The following is a 20,133-nucleotide window of genomic DNA, read 5'->3' on the forward strand; positions in this document are numbered from 1 at the left end:
AGATACTTTTCACTCTCCGGACTTCCAGGGCCGTTCCGGACAAGAGCCGGAGCGGTCCTCTTTTTTAGTTAACAGTTAATAGGGAACAGTTAATGGTAACTCCACTCTTAACTCTTAACTCTTAACTCTCAACTCTTAACCGTACTCCATCCCCTCCTACCTCCTCCGCGCCGGGGCAGCAGCGGGAGGAACAGGAGCTTTCCCGCCGGAAAACGGCGCAAAACTCCAGGAAACATTGCTTAAAGGCCCCGTACCGCGCACCTGGAACAATCCCCCGGCCAACAGGAAAACGGGAGAAGTAATAATTCCCGGAAAACCACGGAGCCTTAGCTTGAAATCTGAATTGACCTGCAAATCGGAAAGGCGTATCCAGCCGCCCCCTTCCAGGGACATATTGCTGCCCTTGGCTGAGAAATTGCTGGTGCGGATATAACCCTTTTCAATGGAAAAATCACAATCGGCCCTGGTAATCTTGTAATTGATCAGGTGGCCCAGCCCCGGAATATAATTGGAAAGGGCTTCTCCCAAAAAACCGAAGAGGGGGATTTCCACCAGATTCCCATGCACCAGGGCGGCTTCCCCCTTTGCCTGGATGGAATCCATGTTGCCCCCCTTGGATGAAAATTCAATAGCCCCGTGCACCGTGGCCTTGTCCATCTTCTTGTCGTAGGACCTCCCGATGGCCGTCAGGTTCATGTCCTGAAGGACAAAAGAGCCGTTCAGGGCGTCCCCGTCGTCAATCTGGGCCAGCACGCGGCCCGTAAAAGAGCCCTGCCAAATAGTACCCTTCATTTTATCCACTACCACCCACTGCGGGGAAATAAGCACTTCCCCCTTCGTATTCCCAAGGTCCAGCGTAGTTCCCAGCAACGGATAGCGCACGCGCCCCGCGGAAGCGTCAAAGCGGATGCGCCCCTTCATCAGCTTCATGTCATCCCCCATCGGGAACATGCCTCCGCCGGAAAGCGTCACGGGCCGCGTAAAGACGAACTCCTTCAAGACCTTGGCGGCGCTGTCGGAAAACATGCGTATGGTATAGCCGGGATAGGCCTGGCCTTCCATGCCCAGCACCTCCACCGTATCCTGCACAAAATGGAAATCTATGCTCTTGGCCTTGAGGGTGCACTCCGCAGGACCGCCGGACAACCCTGCGGAAGACAAGTAATCCCCATTGGAAACCACCGTGGTTACATTAGTCAAAACCAGCTGGTCCGTCACCAGGTGGGCATCCGCCCGGGCGGACTTCAGGTCCACCCCCTTGTACCGGGTATTCGTTGCGGAAACAGTGGCCTGCAGGTCATACGCCTTTTCCAGATTGTACAGGCCCAGCGTTCCCTGGAAAGACAGCTCCAGGCCTGAATCCTTGCGGAACACGAAGCGGCTCATGAAAAAATCGTCCTCCTTGATGTTGAGCAGCCGGTCCACCGTCTCCAGAGGAACCGTAGACTGCCCCATCACAAACATCTGGCCGTCCAGAAAACCGTTGGCAAACAACTCAAAAACTCCTTTTCCCAACTCTATCCGGCAATTCTGGACAAAAAGCTGGTTGGGGCGGTACTCCACCTCCACATTCGCCGTCTTGACGGGCACCTTGTTCCAGGCCAGGTTTTCCGCATTGACGCGCACGCGGACCAGTGTAGGCTCCACGGGCTTTCCTTCCGGAATGTCCAGTCTGCCATGCACTCTCAACACCGCTTTTTCCGGCAGCTTCAAACTCTCCGGCACGGGAGCCAAATTCCCGGCCAGAGCCACCAGCAGCTCCGGCTTCAAATCAGACTCCAGCGTAAAAACAAGATCGGTCCCCAGGTAGCTGCCCTCCACCTTCACACGTCCATCCTCCCGCACCAGGTCCATCCCGGTGATATTGATGGAACGGCCGATCAATTCCCCCCTGGCGGAAGCGGAGGAAAATTCCACTCCCTGGTAGGATATATCCGTTACGGCGGCCTCAACCTGCAGGCGGTCCACCCGGAACGGCCCCTTCCAGTCCTTTCCCATCTCAACGGTGCCATACACCTTCAATTCAGGATCTCCGTTGATCTCAAGCGTAGGCGGCAGTTTGACGTCTTCAGGAGCAATGGACCGGGCCATGTCCAGCATGGCATTCATGGGCAGCGTGCTGTGCACATCCACCTTGATCTCGCCGTCCACGCCCATCACCCTGCCGGAAAAGCTGCCGCCGTGATGCCGTATATCCAGATCCGTTACATAAAAATTGCCATCCTCGTAGCTGAAATCGCAGGAAGCCCTCTCAAACTTCTCCCCAAGCACGGAAAAGGCGCCCATGGAGCCGGACCCCGTCATGTTCACATGCTCCACGCCCTCCCAGTTCTCCGTAAAAACAGCACGGCCGGAAACCTGCACGCGAGGCTCGCTCAAGAACTTCATTTCGCGAGGAACCAGGGCTTCGTCAACAACGGCCACGGCCCAGGACACCAGAGGAGCCGTGCTGCGGACATCCCAGATCAGGGAACGTTTCTTCAAATCAGCCTGGAGGGAAAGATTGACAAAACCGGCCGTTTCCGCATCCCGCATGGTAAAGCGCTTGGCCATAATGACGGAATCCGCATAATCTCCGCTGAACAGGAAATTCCTGACCCGGATTTTCCCGTACCTCAGGGAAAGCGCCTGCAAGTCCACTCCCACGCGCAAGTCCCCGTTCGGATCGTCGCTTAGATTGACGGCCAGTTCGGGCGGAGACGCTTCAGGCCATTTCACCCGGTCCAGGTACTTCAGCACCAGGTTCAGTTGTTTCCTGACGGCAGCCACGTCCGCGGGCTTCAGCACAAAATCACCGGAATCCCCCTGCCCGACGGAAAAAGCGCCCTGGGCGGTCACGCGGATACCCTGCACCAGGGCGTCAGCCTTCACAATGTCCACCATGCCGGGACGCCCCAGATCCAGCTCCGCATTCAGCCCTGTGGTGGAAAAAATCCTCTCCGGCTTTTCCGCATCCACGGGAAGCCTGATGTCCAAACCTTTCACATTCAGCCGTTCCGGCACCACCTGCCCGTCCATCAGCTCCTTCCAGTTCAGGGCCACATCCGCTTCATGCAGCAGCGCTACGGAGCTGCGCGTTTCCGGAGGAGCCTCCGGATCCAGCAGTTCCACGTTCTTCAAAGTCACCACGGCACGGGGCCACAGGGAAATTTTCAGCGTTTCTATATGAACGGGAACGCCTTTTTCCAGAAGAGCCTGTTCCACGCGCTGCACCACGAAAGAGGGAACGCCCCAGATGGCCACATAGCAAATACACCCCAGCACCAAGGCGCACAGCAAAATAATCATTGAGGGAATCAATCCCTTGATCCATCTCATGAATGTCCGATGAGCCATACGCCTTATATTGTTTGCACAGGTACCCCGACACGGTACCTTAAAATAAGAGACATTGCACCATCAATTTACGTTGCCGATTTATTTTACAGCCACGGGGGCATGCTGTCATCCTCCTTGAACGGCTTGGCATCCCATCCGGTCAAACCATTTACCGGCGAAAAACCGGTTTCAATACCAATCTTATCAACATGAATATCATCATTGACCGTGCATCATCCCGGGGGCATGCCAACCACGGATGGCTGAACACGTACCACACGTTCAGCTTCGCCAATTACTTCAATCCGGACCGCATGCAATTCGGCGCCCTGCGCGTTCTCAACGACGACACGGTTCTGCCGGATGAAGGCTTCGGCACCCATCCGCACAAGAATATGGAGGTGATTTCCATTCCCCTGAAAGGAAAGCTGCGCCATGGGGACAGCCTGAACAACAGCCATACCATCACGCGCGGGGAAATCCAGGTCATGAGCGCCGGAACGGGCATCCAGCACAGTGAATTCAACGGCAGTTCCTCGGAACTCCTGGAATTCCTGCAAATATGGGTCATTCCGGACAGGGTCAACACGCCCCCCAAATACCGGGATTACGACATCAAGCCCCTGCTGAAACACAATGAAATCTCCACCTTCCTGGCGCCGGAAACGGATATCTCCATCATGCAGCAGGCCTGGTTCTCCTGGGCGGAGCTGGACCGAGGCGTTGAACGGGAATACCGGTTCAAGTGCCAGAACACGGGCGTCTACGTCTTCGTCATCGACGGGGAAATCAAGATCGGAGATACGGTGCTGCACCGCCGGGACGGAGCCGGAATCACGGATACGGACTCCATCACCATAGAAGCCCTTCAGAATTCAACCGTTCTGCTGATGGAAGTGGCCGTCTGACGGCTGGAACGATGCTCCGGCTTCGCCCTACATAAGGCACACCGGGGAATCTCCGTGATTTCAACTTCCAGCCGCAACCACGAAGGGCTTGGGACCGTAAAAAAGAAGGATTAACAAGACTTTATCTGGCATCCTTTTTACTGCGTCCCTTGTACAGGAATTCCGTGGAGGAATCCCGCCCCACCGTACGGTCCACAAGGTCATTGATTTCCCCTTCCTGATAGCCCGCCATGCGGATATATTTGATGACCTCTCCCTTTTTTCCGGGAAACAGACGGACAAGAGTGGGCACGAAATCTTCTTCCATCCTCTCGAGGGTATTTTTAATCTCCATGTTCCTTCCGTCGTTGGCCACTATTTTATTATTCAAATTAGTAGCCATCCTTCCAGTCTCCGCTCCAAACGGATCAAGTTTTTCTTCCAGCGTAGTTGCGTTTTCCCTGCGTTCGGCAAGCGCTTTCTTATAGTCCAGCCGGGCGGCCTTTTCCCGTTCCGGCAAATCGCCAACATAGGCACCCCGCACTCTGTGCAGCATGCGGGCGGCATAAAGGCTGAAAAGATGCGCCAATTCCTTCCGTTTCAGGGGCTGCTGGGTTGTGAATTCATCCAGATTATTCCGGGCTATTTTGAGAAAACGATTAAAAACATTTCCCAAAAGCCGTAAATCTATATTGTCGTTAAAGGAAGCCGTTGTCCTGCAATCGTAATCCTCAAAAGGAAAAAGAGGAGCGAAGGAAACATAATAGGCAAGCCAGAAAAACTCCCGGATGGATTCAAGATCTTGAGATTTTGGATGGTTTTTAATATAAAAAACACGAGATTTTTTATAAAATTCCTTGAGCTTGTTTTCCTTGAGCAAAACATCCAAGGCTTTGAAATCTTCTGGAACATTACTTAAGAATTTGACACTACTGGGTTTCTCCAAGGGAACTGGAAAATCTGACGCATGTGAAGAAACCACGATTCCCATAAAGAGGGAGAGAAGACAAGACTGCATTTTCATAATTTAATTCCGTTAATCCGTTTCTTTAGGCCCTAAATAGTTATAATGATTTCCGGTACCATCTGAATAAGCCTCAGCCGTACATCCGAATTTCGACACGTCCTCACAAACTCCACTTATTCTTTGCGTTTGAGGATTGAACTGATACTCCTTACTGCACAACACAGGATAGAATGGGTAGATTTATTTACTAAAACCTTTCCCGGAAGAAGACTTACCCGAATTTTTCCTGCTGCGCAGAAAAAGGCCTATCCCCCAGGCAGCCTGCACCAGTCCATAGCACAGGCATCCCAATACGACGCTGGAAATAATCCAGCCCGTCACGAATTCCAAACTGACCATGCCGATGCCCAGCCCGTCAAAGGGAGCCCAGGACCACTGCTGCACCGCTGTTTTCAGCATCTGCCAGTTTGCTCCGGACGTGGGAAGGCCCACGATGGAAAAAAGGAACCACCCCAGCCACCACTGGGCCGGAATGGCAAAGAAGGTAAACCCGGGGGGAGAAAGCCACGCCATCAGGATGGCTACGGGAATATTGCCCTTGCGCCACAGGCAGGCGAACACGCCCCACAGGCTCTGCATGGGAAGCGGGGCAATCGCCGCCGCCGCGCCCCACCCTGCGCCCGTAGCCACGGACTGCCTGTCCCAGGACCAGTAAACATGGTCGAAAATCCGGGCGGAAAGGAACTTGCTGGTCCATGATTTTTTGCGCACCTCCGTCAGCAGGTAAAGCCTGACCTTGCGCATCAATTGCCTGTAGCGGTGTTCCATTCGCCGCAAAGTCTCGTATAAATCCGCGCTGAATCAATCGTAAAATGCTCCAGCGGGCGCCATGCCGCAATTTTATCCCCAAACGCCCTTTGCGCGCGGTTTTTCTTGATTCCCCATGCGGTTTCATGAAATACCTGCGTACGCACCTTTCTTCCCCATCATGAGCAAGCAACGACTCGACGTCCTTCTGGTTTCCCGCAACCTCGTAGAATCACGGGAACTGGCCCAGAGGCTCATCATTGCCGGAGAAGTCAGCGTGGGCGGCCACCCCTCCACCAAGCCGGGGCTCAAGGTCAATGAAGACGCGGACATCGCCATCAGGAACCGTCCCCGCTACGTCAGCCGCGGCGGCTTGAAAATGGAGGGCGCCCTGAACGCCTTCCCCGTATCCGCAGAGGGCAAGGTCTGCCTGGACATCGGCGCCTCCACCGGGGGGTTTACGGACTGCCTGCTGCAGCATGGCGCCGTCAAAGTCCACGCGATCGACGTCGGCACCAACCAGCTCGTCTGGAAACTGCGGCAGGACCCCCGCGTCATCGTGAAGGAGAAATTCAACGCCCGCTACATGACTCCGGAGGACATCGGGGAGCAGGTGGATCTGATCGTTTCCGACGTCTCCTTCATTTCCCTGAAAAAAATCCTTCCCGCCGCCTTCCCCCTGCTGAAGGAAGGAGGGGACGCCCTGGTACTCATCAAGCCCCAGTTTGAACTCCAGCCGGAGGACATCGGCCCCGGCGGCATCGTCAGGGACCCGGCCCTGCATCAGCGGGCGGTGGATTCCATACGCTCCTTCGTCACGGAGGATCTGAACCGCTCCTGGATGGGATGCGAACCCTCCCCCATCACCGGCACGGACGGCAACCATGAATTCCTGGCGTGGCTCAAGTAGTCGGAGGCCCTTTCCTGTGAGGCATATTATGCCGCCGGAACGCCGCAACAGGCGGTCCACCCCCGCTTCCCCCTGACACTGCACGTTGCCGACGGAGCTGGACTTTCCTTTCCAGGCGGGTCAGAGCTTGCGGTAAACCTCGTCGAACGGAACTCTGTACCGCTCGCCCCAGATACCTTTCTCTCCGTCCCGTATTCCGCAGGGAACAACCATATTGATCCCGGCGCCATGAGGCAATTTCAACAGCTTTTTCATACGCTTGCTGTCAAATCCCTCCAGCGGGCAGGTATCGTACCCTTCAGCGGCCATGGCAATCATGAACGTCTGGGCGGCGAGGGCGCAGGACTTGTTGACCGTAACGCGCATATCGCACTCGGAAACTTCGCGCATCATAGGGCGGAAAAGTCCTATTCCCCTGGCCAGCAAAGCCCGGAAAGCACCCAAAACGCCGCCACAACGAGCATAAAGGAACGGCATCAGCTTCCCATAATATAACTCCCGGTCCCTGATGCGCTTGGCCTGGCGTTCCTCCGGACTGTTCCGCCGGATGTTTCCACGCTCGAATTCGAGGACGGATTGCGCCCGCTGCCGGTACAGGTCCTGCCGCGTCACGAAAACGACTATTTCCGAAGCCGTGACGGCAGCCGACTGGCCGAGACAGGCCCCGGCAATGCGGGCTATCAATTCGGGCCGGGTGATTTGGAAGAATTCCCATAACTGCATGTTTGAACTGCTGGGAGCCAGGGCGGCCAATTCCAGGCAGTGCTTTACCTTCTCGGGGTCCAGCGGTTTATTTTTATCAAAGACCCGCACAGCCCGCCGGTAAATCAAGGCTTCTTCCAAATTCATCACGTTCACTGCCACTTATTATTGATTGAACCGGTCCATCACCGTTTCAGCCATTTTCTCCGAACTGAACGGGTCCTGGCCCGTGATCAGGTTTCCGTCGGTCACGACTTCCGGCATCATCGGGATCAAAGACTTCTTGTAATCCGCCCGCCGTTCCTTCAATGCGGATTCCAGATCGAAAGGCACCTCCTTTTTCTTTCCGGCCAGGCCTTCCTCAAACCAGCTGAATCCCGTGACTTTCTTATCTTTTACCAGATATTGCCCGTCAGAGAGTTTCACGTTTAATAATCCGCATACGCCATGGCAAATAGCCGCAACTACTTTATTATTTTCATAGTGCTCCTTGATGAGCGTTTGCAAAACGGCATTATCCGGGAAATCAAACATTGCACCGTGGCCGCCGGCCAAATAAATGCAGTCGAACAACTGTCCGGAAACTTCATCCAGGCTTTTCGTGTGCCGCAGCACATTCCGGAATTCCGAATCGTCCCAGTATTGCTTGGACAATTTGTCCATGTACATCGTCTTCAGGCTCGTGGGATCAACCGGGATGTCGCCTCCCTTCGGACTCGCAATGACAATCTCATATCCCTGCTTTTTCGCGCTGTCGTACATGTGGGTAAGCTCGCTGAGCCACAATCCCGTTTCATCTTTTCCGTCGGGGAACATCCCGGTTCCGGTGACGACCATCAGTATCTTCATTTGTTTCATTTTTCTGTTTCTCCTGTTCTATATATAAAATCGGCCATCATCTGTAATTCATGAATGAACTATTAATGATACACTGCCGGCCATATGTTATTTTTCATTTATTGGCACTTCAACCATGCGCGGAAAACAGAACCTTTGTCAATGCATCACTCCATCTTAATAAAAACGCGCAGCCGGTTAAAGGACCAACCTGCCGTGCCTCTTTTAAAAGGAATTCTCCGCGGAAACTCCGGGTTTTCCTCCGGGCTTCAGAGCTATCTCCGCAAACAGGAAATCACGGGAAACCATATCCCCAACCAACACCAAAACTCATTCATTGCCAAGTTTCTGTAAAAATCCATTCTTCATTCATCCTGCCGAATTGGCCATGGAGGGGAAAAACGGTTCCTCTCCCTTCCCTGCCGCCCTGCGTTCGCCGGAACAGCCACATCCGTTCCGCGCTTCCCCCAATGACACAAAATCCTTATTCGTTGAAACCCTCCGTCTGAACATGACGCGAGACTCTCCGGCATCTCCCCGCTGGAAAGGAAGATTCAGCCTTCCTTCATTTCATCAAAAAAACGCCGCCTTTCCCACCAATCGGGAAAAGCGGCGTGTTCGTGTTGAAACGGAGGGGTTACAACAGGGAAGCGGCGCCCTTGTCCAGAAGGAACTTGGCGTTCGGATGCTTCTGCAGGTAGGAGGCGGCCACGTCCACCGTCACAGGACCCTGGACAGCCTTCTTCACGATGGAAGCCTTCTTTTCACCCCAGGCCATCAGGGCCACTTCACGGGCGCCCATGATGGTGGCCACGCCCATGGTAATGGCCGTGGTGGGAACATTTTCAATGCCGCCGAATGCGGGAGCGGCGTCGGAACGGGTCAGTTCGTCCAGGTGCACCTGGCGGGTAATGGTGGTATCGTCGGAGCCGGGTTCGTTAAAACCGATATGGCCGGTGCGGCCGATGCCGAGAATCTGGAGGTCAATGCCGCCGCAGTCCTTGATCTTCTGTTCATAGGCGGCGCAGTGGGCGGCAATTTCATCACCCTTCACCGTGCCGGAGGGCAGATTGATGTTTTCCGGCTTCATGTCGATGTGGTTGAAAAGATTGGTGTGCATGAAGTACCAGTAGGATTCCGGATGGTCATGGTCCAGGCCGCTGTATTCGTCCAGATTGAAGGAGATGACGTTGGCAAAGGAAAGGCCTTCTTCCTTGTGCAGACGGACCAGTTCCGCATAAAAAGGCAGCGGAGTGGCGCCCGTGGCAAGGCCAAGAACCACGTTCCTGCCTTCGGCGGCGCGCGTACGGATCAACGCGGCAACTTCTCCTGCCAGTGATTTGGCAGCATCCTGGGGAGTTTCAAAAGTTTCTACTTTCATAACGCGCCGCATTTTACTTCGTTTCCGGGCATTTTCAACCGAAATAGTCCCGGAATGATGCCTATGGACGCGCTTGTGCGGAAAATTCCCGGAAACGGCAGCCGCCACCCGTCCGCCAGCAGGAAAAAAATCCGGATCATCCGGAAGAGGGCGGCTCGTCCCCGGGAGCGTGATGCGAATGCAGGGATTTTTCAACCGCAGCCCGGCGCTCTTTAAAAAAGGCAGCCTGCCGCCCGCCTCCCGGAAGGCCGTCCGCATTACCCTTGAACTTTTCACCCTGATCATGTATTGCCTTTCCTGACATGGCAGGTTTGATTATTTCTCCAAGAGCACGCATTTTTCAGGGGCATGACTGGGTTTACGGCACGGAAGTGCGCAAGGTCTTCGGCAATCCGCAGCCGGGGGACGTAGTGGCGCTGAAAGACTTCAAGGACCGCTTTCTGGGGTCCGCCATGTTCAATCCCCATTCCCAGATCGTCGCCAGGCGCTTCTCCCGCCGCAAGCAGGAACTGGATGCGGACTTCTTTTTCCGGCGCATCAGCCAGGCGGTGGAGCTGCGCCGCCGGCAACTGCCGGAAGAAACGCTTACGCGCCTTGTCTGGAGCGAGTCTGACGGCCTGCCCGGCCTGATCATTGACCGTTATACGGATTACCTGGTCGTACAGACGCTGACCATCGCCATGGAGCGGCGCCTTCCCATTATCCTGAACGTTCTGGAAGAACTCCTCTCCCCCAGTGGAATAATCGTCCGGAATGATTCCCCCATGCTGGCGGCGGAGGGCATTGAACCTTCCGTCCGGGTGGCGCGCGGACAGGAACCGGAACCCTTTGCCGCACGCAGCGGCAACGTGCAGTTCATGATAGACCTCCAGACGGGGCAGAAGACCGGGCTGTACATGGACCAGCTGGACAATTACGCGGCCGTCGCGCGCTTTGCCCGCGGGCGCCGCGTGCTGGACTGCTTCTGCAACCAGGGCGGCTTTGCCCTGGCCTGCGCCCTGGCCGGAGCCGCCGAGGTAACGGCCGTGGACGTCTCCCAGGATGCCATGGACGCCGTGGCGCGCAACGCGCAGCTGAACGGCGTTTCCGTGCGGGGCGTTACGGATAACGCCTTTGACTTCCTGAAAAAGGAGGCGGCCCTCGTCCGGGACGGAGGGGAACACAAGTGGGACCTCATCATCCTTGACCCGCCCTCCTTCACCAGAAACAAAAAATCCGTGCATGACGCCATGCGCGGATACAAGGAAATCCACCTCCGCGCCATGAAGCTTCTGGCCCCGGGAGGCATTCTTTCCACCTTCTGCTGTTCCCACCACGCCGGAGCGGACCTGTTCAGGGAAAGCGTGCTGGACGCCGCCATAGACGCGCCCGCCACCCTGCGCCTGATACAGCAACACGGCCAGAGGGCGGACCATCCGGTTTTACTGAACATTCCAGAAACGGAATATCTTAAGGGCTTCACTTATGAACTGCTTCCGGGAAGATGATTTCGTTGTAATAACAATATCATTTTCTCTGGACTGATATTGTAAAAAAAACGATGTTATTTTTCCTGAATAAAAACAATCGTTTTAATGAAAAAATACTTGCTTATCCCTTTCCGCTGCCCTATATTGCGTTTCGAGCAGGTGAGCGCTCGTTAAAAAAGCTCTCTGGATCTTAACGGATCCAGTTTCATAGGGTAGTTGGGGCGCCCCGGTCGTTTTACGGCCGGGGCGACTTTCTTTTTCGGGGAATGTCTGGAATTGTATCTTTCCAATCAGGAGGTTTTATAGTAGGGTATGGGAAATAACCCACATTTCCCTTCATGCATCCTGCCGTAGAACAAATCCGCCAGTACCTGCAATTGATCGCCCTGCAATTCGTGCAACACCCGGAACAGGCGGAATTGCGCGTTGCGGAGTCCCCGCAGGGAGACGCCGTCCGCTTCCGCCTGATTCTGGAAAAAACGGACGTGGCCCGCATCATCGGCCGCAACGGAATGACGGCTTCCGCCATCCGCTCCCTGGCGAAGGCGGCCGGGGAAAAGCACGGCATCAAGGTCATCGTGCACATGCTTTCCCATGAAGAAGCGGCGGAACAGCCGTAAACGCCCCCTTTCCCGCCTATAATTCCACATCCAGCACCAGGGCCAGCAAATTGAACGGTTCCGGACTTTCCGCGCGGAGGGCAAAGGAGGACTGCTCATCCATGCCGTAATTGTGGATCATCCGCACGTAACCGGAATAAGGCTCCTCCACGCCATACCTGCCGGGCTGGAAGTCCCTCCACGCATCCGGGTGCCCCGTTCCGTAGCGGAACTTCAGGGAGCTTTCGTGAAGGAGGGCCCGGGCTCCAAGCTGTTTTTTAAACCTCCCCAGCGTCTCAAGCGTTTCCAGCGGCAGGGTTCTTACCTCCGCCGGGGCGGGCAGTCCCACAGACACGCGTTCCCCGTCCCTCCTTCCCGGGCAGGCCCCCCTTCCCTCCCGGTCAATGCTGACAGGCGTGCACATGCCATTCCCATCCACTAGGAGAGCCTCACACCCAGCCAGATGGCCCAGCCCGGACAGAGCCTCCCCTTGCACAACTGTCTCCGTGCAGGCGTCCATGCAGGCATTGCCGTCCGCCAGGCGTTCCACGGTGATGCAGGATTGCTCCCCTTCCCCGCGCGCCACCGCAAACCACACTTCCTCATCCGGCGTGTCACGGGAACCCCGCAGGGACGCCACGGATAAAATGCGGCCATGCTCCAGACGGTGGGCATGCCACGCCACCACGTTCTGTTCCTTGTTCAGCGTCATGCACACGGCACTGCCGTCCCCCAGCACGCACCAGACATGGAAGGCCGTGCTTCTCTGAACCGTCCAGTCCACAATCCCTGACGTGAGCAAATGATCGGACAGGAGGCTGACGTCACGCGTCAGGAACCCGTCCGCCTCCAGGGAATAGAACAATTCCCGCACCTTCATGCTCCCCTGCTGCACGAAAAGAAGGCTGTTTTCCACCGTCAGGGCGTCCAGGGAGGCGGACCCCACTCCGGAATGGCGCTCAAACTCCGCATTGGTTGCATTCATTCCTTCCTGGCCGGAGGAGCCCAGCCGCCATTCCCCCTCGCTGGTTCCTATCATCAGCCCGCGGAGGGAGGAAATCCAGGAGATACTGTTCTGCTGGGAGGCCGCCATGGTCAGGATCATGGGGGAATCCGACGGAATGCCGGGCGTAAACGCGGAGAAATCATCCACTCTGCTGGCCCATAGCGTCTGGGGCTGCCCCGGAGTGCCGCCGAACCACAGGCGCCCCTGATGGAATTCCACCGTGCACGGATACCCGTTCCTGACGCCGAACGCGCCGAAGGACCAGTCATTGGTCTCGCAGTCGCTCAGCCCGTAATAGGACAGGTGAAGGGCGTTCGCGAGATAAACGCTGCGGGGAGAAACGTATTCCTCCACCACCATTTCATGGTTGAAGGAACCCGCCGAGGCGCGGAACACGGGCTTTCCCGTGGAGCTGCCATTCTTGTACGCCATCAGGCGGATTTTGTAATAGGACATTTCCTCTTCATTGCCGCTCAGGGCGAAGTTGTTCCGGAACCCTTCCCTCTGCTGGAAACTCTTCACGGAATGCCATACCAGGGAAGGCTGGTTGGGAAGGTAGTTGGACCCGTCCGGATACCCCCGGCACACTTCCCACTCCGCATCCCAGTTACCCGTCGTTTCCAGCGTCCACGCGCCGCGGACATAAACGCGGGCGCTGGCATCGGAGCCCTTTTCAAAAAAGGCCGTGTACCGCTCCGGACGGTTCACTCCCGCCTGGTAGTCGTCCTTCCTGCTGAAATCACGGATGCAGGTATAGGTCTGGCGCCAGCCGTCCTCCCTGTCCATGGAAAACGTCTCTCCCTTGTAAAGATCCCGGTCCAGGTTCGTCAGATGGTAAAAAGGCATCTGGGTTCCTTCCACGACGGCCTCTCCGTACTTCCTGGTGACGCACAGGAACTCCTTTCCCTCCATTTCCGGCGTAAAAACATCCTCGTCCGTACTTGCCAGCAACCTGTTGACGTTCCCTTCCCGCATGACCCGGCATTCCAGCCTCACATCATTGAACAGGGAGCTTTCATAAGGCATACCGGAAAACTCCAGCGCCTCCAGCCGCCAATCGTCATCCGCATGGCGAGCAAGCGTCATGGGCGGGGTGGCAGGCTCCACGCAGTAAATCACATCATTCAGCTGCTGCAGCCGGAGATTCCTCACCTGTTCATCCGTCTTCCATGGGGTGGACGTTTCCAGCACGCCGCCCTCCGCATCCGGCAGGGGCGCGCCATCCTTGAAATAACGGATGTAGCCGCGCCCCACTTCCAGCATGAACTGGACGCCTGTAGAATATTTGAAGGAGACCAGCCTCACGGCCCCCTCCGTGCATCCCGCACGGGCCACCAGGCGCGTTCCCGGCCTGCGCCGGAGGCCGCCGAAGGGGCTGACCAGAAAATTCATCAACCGGGAAGCGCCGCGGGACACAGGGTCCAGGTCGGCGCGGCCGGCCAGCCACGGGGTCAGTTCCCCGGCTGTGAAACTAAGCCGCTGTAATACTTGTTTTGCCATATTCCTCCCCACGAAAGCAGGGAGGAGGAAAACCCGTCAACACGCCGGAAAGGTTCTTCCAGCTTTTTTCAGATGCGTTCCGCACGCCGCGCAACCCGGTTACAGGGCAATCGCCCAGAGAACCTTCAGATAGCGGCCCTCCGGATACGTGCTCAGGAAGGGGTGGTCCCAGCCGGGGCCGGTCATGGCCATGATCTGGAGCTTGCGCCCCTGGCGCTGGGCCGCCTTGATGACGGTCTGCTCAAACTCCGAAGGAGAGAGCAACCCGGAACAGGAACAGGTGACGAACAGGCCGCCGGGCCGCACGCATTGCAGCCCCAGCATGTTGAGGTCATGGTACTTCTTGATGCCCTCCTCATAACCGTCCCTGCCGATGATGAATTTGGGAGGGTCCAGCAGCACGGCGTCAAACAGGCGGCCGTTGCGCACCATCTGGCGCGCGTAAACAAAAGCGTCCGCATGCACGAACTCAATGCGCTGCTGGTTGATGTTCCCGTTCCTTTTCGCCATGGCGATGGCTTTCTCGTCCAGATCCACGCCCGTGACTTCCGCTGCCCCTCCCAGCATTTTGGCGGCAATGGAAAAACCGCCGCTGTAACAGCACAGGTCCAGCACCGTCGCCCCCTTCACCAGGGAGGCGAACTTGAGGCGGTTATCCCGCTGGTCGCAGAAAAAGCCCGTCTTGTGCCCCTGGGCAAAGTCCACTTCGTAAGTGATGCCATTCTCCACAATCTTCACCAGCCTGACGGGGGCCGGGGATTCCGGGGCGTCCTCCGCACGGATGCCCTCCATGCGCGCAATGCCTTCATCCACCTGCACCACATGGCGTTTTGTGCCGCACAGGCGGTGCAACAGGGGGAGCCAGCGGTCCAGCCGCTGCCAGACGGCCAGCGTGCTTACCTCCAGGCTCAGTACATCCGCATAACGGTCCACAACCAGGCCGCCCAGGCCGTCGGAATCACCGTGCAGCACACGGTATGCGTTGGTGGTCTCATCCAGGCGGAGAATCTCCCGGCGCAGCTTGACGGCGCGTTCCAGAGCGGCGTCCAGGTCCCGTTCGGAAAAAGCATCCTTCCCGTGGTACACCATGCGCAGGGGTGTGCGGCTCGCCTCATTCCAGAAACCGGCGCCGAATAGTTCCCCGTTCTTGTCATAGACGTGCACCAGGCTTCCCGGCGCAATTTCCCCGCTGACGGAGCCGAGCATGCGCGGGAACACGGCCGGATTATACGTAAAATACTTCAGCTCCACCCACGGCGCGAGCCATTGTCCGCTGCCCTCCGGGGACTTGTTGACAAACAGGTTCTTTTTGGGAGACGTGCGCGGACGCGCCGTCTGGGAGCGCCGGTCCCGGTAGGAGGGCTTGGGACGGGAATCACGGGAATTGCGGAAATCGTTCATGAAATGCAGGAGCGGAATGTTGGATCTGAAGCATAGTGCGCTACGGCCAGGTCAATGGCCTCTTCATACGTCCTCACAGGCCGTTTCATCAGGGAAGCGAGCCGTTCGCAGGACATGGCGGTATGCCTGGGCCGAGCATCCCTGAAACCGGACTGTTCGTCGAGCTTTTGTTCCGCCACAGGCGGCAAAGAAGGCAGCAGTCCGTGCCTTGCCGCGCTTTTCAGGACTGCCACGGCATACCCGTGCCAAGAGACGGGTTCCCCGGACTGGCACAGGTGCAGCACTCCGGACGCATCACTTTCATAAGCCAGGAAACGGAGCCACCCGCACAAATCCTCCACCCACGTGGGCATGGACCACTTGTCCGCCACGGCAGAGAGAGGTTCCCCGTTCACCGCCTTCCGCAGCACCATCTCCGGGAAGGAAGGCCGCGCCGGATTGCCGAACACCCAGGAAACGCGGGCCACCAGCGCCTCGGGCATCTCCTCCCGCACTCGGAGCTCCGCTTCCAGCTTGGATTCCCCGTACACATTGGCGGGGCGGCACTTCCCCGCCTCCGTCTTCAGGCCGCCCCTCCTGCCGTCCAGCACGTAGTCTGTGCTCAAATGGATCAGGCGCATGCCCTCCATGCGGCAGATGCGGGCCATCATCTCCGGAGCCATGGCATTCACGCGGTGGGCCGTCTCCGGATCATCCAGGCAGGCTTCCAGTCCGCTCACGGCCGCGCAATTGATCACATGGGTAGCGCCGGAAGAAAGCAGCACGCGTTTCAAAGCGCTTAAATCCCTTAAATCACAGGCATCCCGTCCGCAATCTACCACGTCCATGCCTTCTTCCCGCAGATGCGCCGCCAGGCGGCTCCCCACCCGGCCGCATGCCCCGAACACCAATGTTCTGTACATGACGCAGAGCTTATCCATTCCCCCTCCAAAATCCAATGAAAACCTTTTTTCATCGTGACAAAAGATGGAAAGGTTGTTTGAATGAAAGTTGTGTTTTACCATGAATATTCTTTAACAGCCTGCGGTCCTCTGAACGCCAGAGCCGCGGAAGTGTGCAGGAAAGGGGCCCTCATTAAAACGGATGAGGGAGGGTACGGCTGCATCCAGCCCTGGCCGGAGCTGGGCGACGCCACCTTGCAGGAGGAACTGGACGCCCTCAGGAAAGGAAACCCGCTGCCTCTGGGCATCCGCGCCCTGGAATGCGCCCTGATAGACGGAGAGGCGCGGGCGCGGGGCGTCAGCCTTTTTGACGGCCTCCACATTCCCGCCAGCCACGCCACGCTGCCCTCCTGCGTCAGCCCCGCCACCATCCGCATCATGGAGTCCAAGGGATTCAAGGCCGGAAAAATCAAGGCCAGTCCCAACCTGGCCGCCGCTCTGGAACGGCTGACGATGCTGGCTTCCATGGTCCCCTTATGGCGCTGGCGGCTGGATTTCAATGGCTGCCTGAATGAAAACGACGCCCTGAAATTCTGGAAATCCCTGCCCCACCACCTGAAAACCCGGATAGATTTCATTGAAGACCCGTGCCCCTTCTCCATCCAGAGCTGGGAACGGCTGGTAGACGCCGGCATGCCGCTGGCCCTGGACATGGGTTCGGACTCGGAGCATCAGCCGGCCATCTCCTCTGACCTTCCCATCATCCGCATTGTCAAGCCAGCGCGGGAAGCCACGCCCGCCAACCTTTACGGGTCCCCCGTCTTCACCACGGTCATGGACCATCCGGTGGGGCAGCTCTGGGCCGTTTACCGGGCAGCGGACTATTACCGCAACGCCCTTCCCACGGAGATCCCGCTCTGCGGCCTCTGCACGCACCTCCTCTTTGAACCGGACCCCTTCATTGACCAGATGGGCGGCATGAACCCGCAAGTAGCCGTACCGTCCGGCACCGGACTGGGCTTTGATTCCATGCTGGAAGCCCTGCCCTGGAAAAAACTCTGACAGCCTTTCCCTCCTTTCCCTCCTTTCCCTCCTTTCCCTCCTTTCCCGTCGCGCCCGTCCGTGCACAAAAAAGGCATGAAGCAGAAAGCGCTTCATGCCTTTATCATGGAACGGGAACAACGGAAAAACCTTTACTTCGGTTCCGCGGCGAACTTGAGGCCGGGGTATTCCTTCACATTGCAGCCGGGCGTCTTGGGATTCACCTGCACCGGAACGAACGTGAACATCCATCTGCGGGTGGAATTGTTGTTGGGGCTCTTCACCAGCACCCGGTTCCAGCCCTTCTTGAGAGGCACCATGGAAGGTTCACGGAAATGGTAGTTTTCATCCACCATCACGCCGCCGTTGCGGGGCTTGGCCCATTTGGGCGGTTCAATTTCCTGGCCGTTCACAAAAAACTTGGGATTCGCATGGAACCACTTGCCGGGAACGCTCGCCGGACCGTTGCGCCAGTCCGACGTGGCCCAGGTATGGCCGCTGATCCAGAAAGGCACTGTCTGAGCCTTCGGGGAATAAATCCAGGTCTGCGCGTAATAAGTATGATTCTTGTGGGGGAAGGCTCCCATCTTCGCCCCGTTGAACAGGGTCGGAAAATCGCAGTAATGCTTGAAGATGATCGTGGCGCCCGTGTAGGCGTCCTTGGACCACTCATAGGTTACGCCGTCAATCTCATAGGAATCCTTCATCTTCCCGGTCTTGTTGTCCTCTTCCGGGGCAAATTCCGTTTCCGTCTTGCCGTTGTGGGGAATGGGCCCCAGCAGCTTCCAGGGAATGTTCGCCTGGCGCACGTAATTGAACTCCTTGTTCACGAAAAAGCGGTCCCGGATGGCGAGCACGCGGTTTTCATACTCCGCAAACCCTTTCAGGAGGGGATCGCCCTGCACGGGAAGATTGGAAAAATACTTCATGTACTCATCCTGGTTGGGGTCTCCCTGCACCTTTTCATGGGGGTTGTTCCACAAGGGCTCGGAAACGAACGCCATGCCGGCGTAAACGGGCGTCTGGAGAACCTGGTTGCGCGGATCCGTGATTTCCAGGTCAGGCCAGGAGCACAGCATCATGCCCAGGCCGTCCGCATTCTGGAAGGGGCACGCCCGGCGGAAATACATGGTCATGGCCGTTTCAAACGGATCAATATGGTTCAGGTAGGTTTCCAGGGAATCGACGTACTTCGCCCCGTTGGTAGGCCATGCGCCGCGGTTCTGGCGGCCGGACCACAACTGCTGGATGGAGCCGTTGTATCCTTTCGGAGTCAGGCCGGGATGCCATCTCATGGGCGTGCGCCCGCAGGATTCCACGGCATTGACGTACTCTTTCAGAATGTCATTGTTCACCTGCTCGTCCTTGCCGTGCGCCTCGTCCGTGCCGATGTGGATGATGGGCATCTTCTCCTTGGGAACCAGGGAGCACATCTCCTTGATCAGGGCCACCAGGGCCTTGGTGGCCTTCTCATCGCTCATCTTCACGTTGAGCGCCTTCCGGAACGCCTGGCTGTGCCCCGGCATGTCCATCTCCGGAATCAGCAGGATATTCCGCAGGCGGCAGTATTCCACCAGCTGCTTGAACTCCTTCTGCGTATAAAACTTGCCCGGCATGCGCGTGAAGTTCTTGGGATCGTTCAGCTCCGGATAAATCTTGGATTCCAGCCGCCAGCCGGGATGCTCCGTGAAATGGAAGTGGTACACGTTCAGCTTCAGCTGCGCCATGGAATCCAGCTCCTGCGCGATGAGGGGCAGCGGCATGTAATTGCGGCCCACGTCGTTCATGAACCCGCGGATTTCAAAATCCGGCCAGTCCACAATGTCGCACGCGGCGACGGTCGTGGTTCCGCCGCGCCGTAACAGAAGCTGCTCCAGCGTCTTCATGCCGTAATAAAACCCCTTGGTGTCCTTTGCCGTAATGAGCGCGCCGCCGGGCGTCACGCGGAGGGAATAGGCCTCCTCCTTCAGCTTGGGATTTTCCGTGCCGGCCTTGACGTCCCCTTTCACGAACTTGATGGCAAACGCCCCGTCCGGAGCCACCTTCACGCGGTGGTCTGCCAGAAAGGATTTCAATTCGGAAACGATGAACTTCATCTGCTCCGGATAGGAAGTCTTGGACGGAGAAGGAGCCAGGATGCGCACGGACTGCACGGGAATGGCCTTGCCGTCCCAGCGCAGCTGCTGGGGCTTGGGAACCAGCGGCGGCTGGTCCGCCGGGAACAATTTATAATTGGCCCCGTTGGCCGGGAAGGAAGGAGCCGTATCCTGCCCCCACGAACCAGCGCACGCCATGCACAGCCATGCAAACGAGAGTAAAAGGAACTTCATGCGGCCAATAATACGCCTGCAACACCCCCCGCCTGTCAAACCTATCGTGTTCAGCTATCCGTAAAACGGGCTTTTTAGAGCGATTTTTGCAAAAAGA

At 57.1% G+C, this 20,133-nt stretch carries 15 protein-coding genes; 5 read left to right on the plus strand and 10 right to left on the minus strand.

The features are described 5' to 3' along the window. Positions 1-156: 156 nt before the first annotated feature. Positions 157-3,318 carry an AsmA-like C-terminal region-containing protein gene (locus tag LIO64_RS09745; protein WP_290549251.1) on the minus strand — a complete coding sequence of 1,054 codons (3,162 nt, stop codon included), beginning with the start codon at positions 3,316-3,318 and terminating at the stop codon, positions 157-159. 209 nt (positions 3,319-3,527) lie between these two features. Between LIO64_RS09745 and LIO64_RS09750 the strand changes: the two genes are divergently transcribed. Further along, a complete protein-coding gene (locus LIO64_RS09750; RefSeq protein ID WP_290549252.1) occupies positions 3,528-4,226 on the plus strand; it encodes a pirin family protein in 699 nt (232 codons plus the stop codon). A gap of 121 nt (positions 4,227-4,347) precedes the next feature. Here the strand turns inward: LIO64_RS09750 and LIO64_RS09755 are convergent, their stop codons facing one another. Beyond that, a complete protein-coding gene (locus LIO64_RS09755) occupies positions 4,348-5,229 on the minus strand; it encodes a hypothetical protein (protein WP_290549253.1) in 882 nt (293 codons plus the stop codon). Positions 5,230-5,412: 183 nt separating this feature from the next. Then, on the minus strand, positions 5,413-6,000 hold the full coding sequence (locus LIO64_RS09760) for a DUF2062 domain-containing protein (protein WP_290549254.1): 588 nt from the start codon (positions 5,998-6,000) through the stop codon (positions 5,413-5,415). A gap of 160 nt (positions 6,001-6,160) precedes the next feature. On the opposite strand from LIO64_RS09760, the gene LIO64_RS09765 reads away from it, so the two are divergent. Continuing rightward, positions 6,161-6,889, plus strand: a complete 729-nt coding sequence (locus LIO64_RS09765; RefSeq protein ID WP_290549255.1) for a TlyA family RNA methyltransferase — start codon at positions 6,161-6,163, stop codon at positions 6,887-6,889. A 120-nt stretch (positions 6,890-7,009) separates the two neighbouring features. Here the strand turns inward: LIO64_RS09765 and LIO64_RS09770 are convergent, their stop codons facing one another. From LIO64_RS09770 to nagB, 3 genes are all read right to left on the minus strand, one after another. Beyond that, a complete protein-coding gene (locus tag LIO64_RS09770; RefSeq protein WP_290549312.1) occupies positions 7,010-7,738 on the minus strand; it encodes a nitroreductase family protein in 729 nt (242 codons plus the stop codon). An 18-nt stretch (positions 7,739-7,756) separates the two neighbouring features. Continuing rightward, on the minus strand, positions 7,757-8,449 hold the full coding sequence (locus tag LIO64_RS09775) for a type 1 glutamine amidotransferase domain-containing protein (RefSeq protein ID WP_290549256.1): 693 nt from the start codon (positions 8,447-8,449) through the stop codon (positions 7,757-7,759). Positions 8,450-9,065: 616 nt separating this feature from the next. Further along, on the minus strand, positions 9,066-9,809 hold the full coding sequence (gene nagB, locus LIO64_RS09780; protein ID WP_290549257.1) for a glucosamine-6-phosphate deaminase: 744 nt from the start codon (positions 9,807-9,809) through the stop codon (positions 9,066-9,068). A 302-nt stretch (positions 9,810-10,111) separates the two neighbouring features. On the opposite strand from nagB, the gene LIO64_RS09785 reads away from it, so the two are divergent. Together LIO64_RS09785 and LIO64_RS09790 are read left to right on the plus strand one after the other, a co-directional pair. Beyond that, complete coding sequence (locus LIO64_RS09785) at positions 10,112-11,296, plus strand: class I SAM-dependent rRNA methyltransferase (RefSeq protein ID WP_290549258.1); 1,185 nt, start codon at positions 10,112-10,114, stop codon at positions 11,294-11,296. A gap of 320 nt (positions 11,297-11,616) precedes the next feature. Then, on the plus strand, positions 11,617-11,898 hold the full coding sequence (locus LIO64_RS09790) for a KH domain-containing protein (protein ID WP_012420852.1): 282 nt from the start codon (positions 11,617-11,619) through the stop codon (positions 11,896-11,898). Positions 11,899-11,914: 16 nt separating this feature from the next. Here the strand turns inward: LIO64_RS09790 and LIO64_RS09795 are convergent, their stop codons facing one another. The 3 genes from LIO64_RS09795 to LIO64_RS09805 form a co-directional block, all read right to left on the minus strand. Further along, positions 11,915-14,383 (minus strand): hypothetical protein, encoded by a 2,469-nt coding sequence (locus LIO64_RS09795; protein WP_290549259.1) that lies wholly within the window; start codon positions 14,381-14,383, stop codon positions 11,915-11,917. 99 nt (positions 14,384-14,482) lie between these two features. Continuing rightward, positions 14,483-15,784, minus strand: a complete 1,302-nt coding sequence (locus LIO64_RS09800) for a class I SAM-dependent rRNA methyltransferase (RefSeq protein WP_290549260.1) — start codon at positions 15,782-15,784, stop codon at positions 14,483-14,485. Then, positions 15,781-16,686, minus strand: coding sequence for an SDR family oxidoreductase (locus LIO64_RS09805; protein WP_290549261.1), 906 nt, complete (start codon positions 16,684-16,686; stop codon positions 15,781-15,783). The genes LIO64_RS09800 and LIO64_RS09805 overlap by 4 nt, the downstream gene beginning before the upstream one ends. A gap of 81 nt (positions 16,687-16,767) precedes the next feature. Here LIO64_RS09805 and LIO64_RS09810 point away from each other — a divergent pair, with 81 nt between their 5' ends. Next, positions 16,768-17,727 (plus strand): enolase C-terminal domain-like protein, encoded by a 960-nt coding sequence (locus tag LIO64_RS09810; protein WP_290549262.1) that lies wholly within the window; start codon positions 16,768-16,770, stop codon positions 17,725-17,727. Between the two features lie 131 nt (positions 17,728-17,858). Here LIO64_RS09810 and LIO64_RS09815 read toward each other — a convergent pair whose 3' ends face one another. Continuing rightward, the gene (locus LIO64_RS09815; protein ID WP_290549263.1) at positions 17,859-20,036 is read right to left on the minus strand and encodes a family 20 glycosylhydrolase; all 2,178 of its coding nucleotides are present in this window, start codon (positions 20,034-20,036) and stop codon (positions 17,859-17,861) included. Positions 20,037-20,133 lie beyond the last annotated feature (97 nt).

This window comes from Akkermansia sp. (assembly GCF_020860705.1).
GTDB lineage: Bacteria > Verrucomicrobiota > Verrucomicrobiia > Verrucomicrobiales > Akkermansiaceae > Akkermansia.